This is a genomic window from Succinivibrio sp. (assembly GCF_045124615.1).
Lineage (GTDB): Bacteria > Pseudomonadota > Gammaproteobacteria > Enterobacterales > Succinivibrionaceae > Succinivibrio > Succinivibrio faecicola.
In genome coordinates this window covers 1-5,113 of record NZ_JBGVMC010000015.1, presented here as the reverse complement: position 1 = coordinate 5,113, position 5,113 = coordinate 1, and the positions used below count along the sequence as shown (strand labels likewise).

The 5,113-nt window shown below is 35.9% G+C and carries 4 protein-coding genes; all 4 read left to right on the top strand.

Annotation, left to right across the window (positions count from 1 at the left end):
• A partial coding sequence (locus tag ACJML3_RS00290; RefSeq protein WP_406019625.1) for a non-canonical purine NTP pyrophosphatase occupies positions 1-293 on the top strand: 293 nt, incomplete at its 5' end.
• Positions 293-1,411 carry a radical SAM family heme chaperone HemW gene (gene hemW, locus ACJML3_RS00285; protein ID WP_406019624.1) on the top strand — a complete coding sequence of 373 codons (1,119 nt, stop codon included), beginning with the start codon at positions 293-295 and terminating at the stop codon, positions 1,409-1,411. The genes ACJML3_RS00290 and hemW, both read left to right, overlap by 1 nt.
• Positions 1,412-1,524: 113 nt before the next feature.
• Entirely contained in the window at positions 1,525-3,954 is a 2,430-nt protein-coding gene (gene rnr, locus ACJML3_RS00280) for a ribonuclease R (protein WP_406019623.1), read from the top strand.
• An 18-nt stretch (positions 3,955-3,972) separates the two neighbouring features.
• Positions 3,973-4,743: a 23S rRNA (guanosine(2251)-2'-O)-methyltransferase RlmB gene (gene rlmB, locus ACJML3_RS00275; RefSeq protein WP_406019622.1), complete on the top strand. Its 771-nt coding sequence runs from the start codon at positions 3,973-3,975 to the stop codon at positions 4,741-4,743.
• The last annotated feature ends 370 nt before the right edge of the window (positions 4,744-5,113 follow it).

The following is a 5,113-nucleotide window of genomic DNA, read 5'->3' as shown; positions in this document are numbered from 1 at the left end:
TTGAAGAGTTAAAGAATGTTCCTTTTGAGAAAAGAACAGCCCGCTACTGCTGTGCTCTTGCTTTGGTGCGCTCTTATGATGATCCAGTTCCTCTGACTGTTCTTTGTTCATGGGATGGAAACATCGGTTTTGAGGAAGTAGGCTCAGGTGGTTTTGGTTATGATCCTCTGTTTGTAGTGACAAATAGAAACTGCACCGCAGCACAGCTTCCACCTCAGATTAAAAATCTCATATCACACAGGGGAAGAGCTCTTCAGTCTCTTGTTTATAAACTTGAGCATATGAGCAGATAATGCTTCCTATTAGTCTTTATATTCACTATCCATACTGTATCAGAAAATGTCCTTACTGCGATTTTAATTCGTATAAGAAAAGTTCTGATACAGCAATTGATGATACTTATGCTAATTATCTTGTCAGTGAGTTTGACAGATATGTAGATAAGCTAGATGGCAGAAAATTTTCATCTGTTTATTTTGGTGGCGGAACGCCAACGCTATTTCCTGAAAGATGTTTTGAAAAAGTTCTCAAAAGAATAGAGCCTTACCTTTTAGATGACTGTGAAGTATCAACCGAGGCAAATCCAGGAACCGTCAGTGCCTTACAGCTATCAAATTTAAGGCAAATGGGAATTAACAGAATCAGTCTTGGAGTACAAAGCTTTAATGATGATTCTCTTAAAGTTTTAAACAGAATTCATGACGGTTATACAGCATTAAAGGCCGTTGATTTTATTAAAGATGCCGGCTTTGAAAATTTCAATATTGATTTGATGCACTCTTTACCTGAGCAGACAGAAAAAATGGCTTTAGATGATCTGCAAAAAGCCGTTGAATCAGGTGCAACTCATATCAGTTTTTATGAACTGACAATTGAGGAAGGAACTGCTTTTGGAGATAATCCACCAAAACTTCTAGATGAAGATCTGATGGCTCAGATAGAGTTTAAAGGATTTGAATTTCTTGAAAAATCAGGTTTTGAACATTATGAAGTTTCAGCTTTTACTAAAGGTCGCCGCTGTGTTCATAATCTAAACTACTGGCTTTTTAATGATTATCTTGGAATAGGTGCAGGAGCACATTCTAAACTTACACTTGATAATACTGTAGACAGAAGAGCAAACTCTCAGAGAGTTTTGGATTACTTTAAAGATCATGATTCAAATTTGGATAACATGAATTTGGTTTTAGCAGATGATCTTCCTTTTGAATTCATGTTAAATCGTTTGAGAGTATTTGATTTCATTGAATTTTCAGAATTTGAAAAAACCACTGGTCTTAAATTTGACTGTGTAAAAGAAAAGCTTTTAAAGGCTGCACAAAAAGGACTGTTAGAATTCACTGACAGTGGTTTTTATCTAACGACCTTTGGTCGCATCATGTTAAATGATGTACTTGAATTATTTTTGTAAAACATAATATAAAAAAACGTATGTAATAGCTTTGTTTTCAAGCTAATATTTCAAATAACAACTATACTTATCAGTAAGACACTCAAGAAAGAATCAATATAGGCAAAAGCTTTATGAAAGAAAATTTAAAAAATGAAATAAGCAAACTACTAAAGAGTAAAATTGCTCCTAAAGGTGACATAAGCAAAGAATTTTCTGTAGCACTTTTTGTCGTAGCAACAATATATGAACTTGATTTTTCAAAGCCATCGGATCTTGCGATGGCTAATCATTTTTTCTGCTCTGTAGGTTTTAATGATTTTTCAAAGATTTCATCAGAGCAGATTAACTCTACATTAGATTCACTTGTAGAGTCAGGCTCACTTGTAAATATTCATTCTAAAATCTATGTTGCAAAAAGTTATATTCAGCAGTTTACTGCAAAAGTAAAGGTAAAAACTCAGACATTCAGTGCAACAGTTAGAGATTTTTCTAACTACGAAAAAAGAAATATTAATTACTTTTACTTTGTTGAGGATGATGAGGGCAAGGAATATACACTGATTTCAGATCTTATGCTTTTGCCAAAAGATGAAGTTCTAGTTTCAAGTGTGAAGTTCTCAAATAAAGCCTATGTAGACAAAATTACAAAAGTTAGGCAGTCAGTACTTGGCAGATTTATGCCAGATAGTAATCTTGGAACTATTAAGGCTGACGAAAAAGAGCTTGAAGGCTTTGTTTTTACTCTTGATTCAAAGCAGGATCTTAGCGGTGCCCGATCAGGTGACGTGGTTATCTGTGAAATCAAAAAGAGAATTAATGCTCGTTGCTGTTCTGTAAAAGTAAGAGAAGTTGTTCACGATATAGGTAATCTCAATAATATTATCGTGATGGCTGTTTTACGAAATGAGATCCCAAATGTTTGGCCTGATAATTTGATTCGCTCCTTAAATAAAATTCCTGATAATGTAGGTAAGGACGATCTGTATGGTCGAGTAGATTTAAGAAAACTCCCTCTTGTTACAATCGATGGTGAGGATGCAAGAGATTTTGATGATGCTGTTTACTGCAAGAAAGAAGGCAAAAACTACAGACTTTATGTCAGCATTGCAGATGTATCATACTATGTAAGACCAGCCTCTTTACTAGACAAGGAAGCTTCTAACAGATGTAACAGCTCATATTTTCCAAACTATGTAATTCCAATGCTCCCTGAAAAGCTGTCAAACGGCATATGTTCTCTTAATCCAAATGTAGACAGATGCTGTATGACATGTGAAATGGAAATTTCTCCAAATGGAAAAATAGAGAAATACAAATTCTATCCTGCAGTTATGAGATCACATGCAAGACTGACCTATACAGAGGCATGGCATATGATTGAAAAGGGAGAAGCCTTAAATAAGGATCATCAAGCTCAGGTACAGGACGTAAAGGAGCTGTACAACCTTTATAAGGCATTTATAAAGGACAGAACAAGACGTGGCGGTATCTCTGTTGAAAGTCAGGAAATGCACTTTATTTTTGATGAGAATCTTGAAATACAGGGAGTAGAGCCTGTTGTCAGAAATGATGCTCATAAGCTTATCGAAGAGTGTATGATTGCTGCAAACGTTGCAGCTGCAAGCTTTGTTGCAGAGCATGGTTATCAGACTTTATATCGTGATCATGCAAAGATGCCAGAAAAGAAGCTTGAAATGCTCAAAGGACAGCTTGCTAGATATGGTCTTACAATTCCAGGGGGAGAATCTCCAACTCCAAAGGATATTCAGAAACTTACCACTCTAATAGAAAACAGAGAGGATGGAAAGGTTATCAATGAGATGATTTTAAGAGCAATGGCAAAGGCTGAGTATTCTCCTGAAAATATTGGTCACTTTGGACTTGCTCTTGAAAAGTATGCTCACTTTACATCTCCAATCAGACGTTATGCTGATTTGCAGCTTCATCGTGTAATCAAATATATCCTTGCAAAAGAGTGCCATATGGATATTGGTAAAATGGGCCAGAGATCGTATACAAAGGCAGAACTTGTCGCTCTTGGTTCAAAATGTACACAAAGAGAAATAGCATCTGATACAGCTGAAAAGGAAGTTGATGCAGCATTAGCTTGTATTTATGCACTGAACTTTATTGGAGAAACCGTAAAGGGTACCATTACAGGCTGCTCACGTTTTGGCGTATTTGTTCACCTGGACGATTTATGCGTAGATGGTATGATTTATGTGGGAAATATGCCATACTATATGCAGTACAATGATAAAAATCAGACTCTTAGTTCCCAATTTAAAACCTATTGCGTGGGTGATGAGATATCGGTTGTTGTTGCAGGAGTTGATCTTGAGGAGCATAAGGTTGATCTGCTTCCTGAAGAGATAAATGCAAAACAGCATAAAGCACTGAAAAAAATGAAAGAAAAGATCTTTGATGAGCGCGCAAAGCTAGTATCAAAGAAGAAAGCTGCTGACAAAGAGGAAATTCTAAATCGTATCAAGGATATTTCAAATACAAGAGATGCTGTTGAAACTGATCTTGTAGAAAGAAAAATAAAAAAGAAATCTTAATTTTAGGTAAAAGCATTTATGTACGTAAAAGAGAAAAAAAGCAAATCAAGAGAGATCGTATACGGAATTAATACTGTAATGTCCGCAATCGAAGCTTCTCCTGAGAAAATTACAGCAGCTTGGATTGTTAAAGGAAGAGAAGACAAGCGAATCATTCAGATTGAAAAAATGCTTGAGTCTATCGGAATCAGAGTTCAGACTGCAATGCGTCATTTTCTTGATGAAAAGACTGATGGCGGTGTTCATCAGGGCATTGTTTTAGAGCTTGTAGCAACTCCACCAAAGGATGAACATTTCTTAGAAGAGCTTTTAGAGAATACCCAGGATGAGAACATGCTGTTCTTGATCCTTGATGGCGTTACTGATCCAAGAAATCTCGGTGCTGCAATGAGAAGTGCATGGGCTGCAGGTGTAAAGGCTGTTATTGTTCCAAAGGATAAATCAGCTTCAATGACACCTGTTGCAAGAAAGACTGCTGATGGTGCTGCAGAGCATGTTCCGTTTGTTGCAGTAACAAATCTTTCAAGAACACTTGAACTTCTAAAAGAATTCAATGTTGAAGTAATTGGTCTTGCAGGTGAAACAGACAAATCAATCTATGATTATGATCTTCAGAAACGTACAGCTATTGTAATGGGATCAGAAGAAGCTGGCATGAGACATCTTACAAGAGAGAAGTGTGATGCTCTTGTAAAGATACCTATGGCTGCAGGTGTTGAGTCATTAAACGTATCTGTAGCTGCAGGTATTGCACTTTATGAGTATGTAAGAATATTCTCATTTGAATAATTATGATTCACAGTCAAAAAAGAAGAGAGTGAACTAAAAAGTGTGGAAACACATTTTTTAGTACTCTTTGTAAGTTACTTCAAGTACTTAGCTATCCTATCACAGATCCCATCCAAACAGGATAGCTGATTTAAAACCTTAGAGTAATTTTGCATTATTCCATTTCTTTGCTGTTTTTTCGTTACTTTGAGGTAAAAAAAATCTTGTATACAGTACTTTCAGATATTACCTTTATTTGTTTGTATACCATTTCAACTCTTATTTGTCTGTTAATTCGTAAGAATTACTTTCTTCAATAAATTCTTTCCTTTTTCTGGCAGTTTCTTTGGTATCATGGTTGACTGTGGCATAGCAGTACACACAACCATGC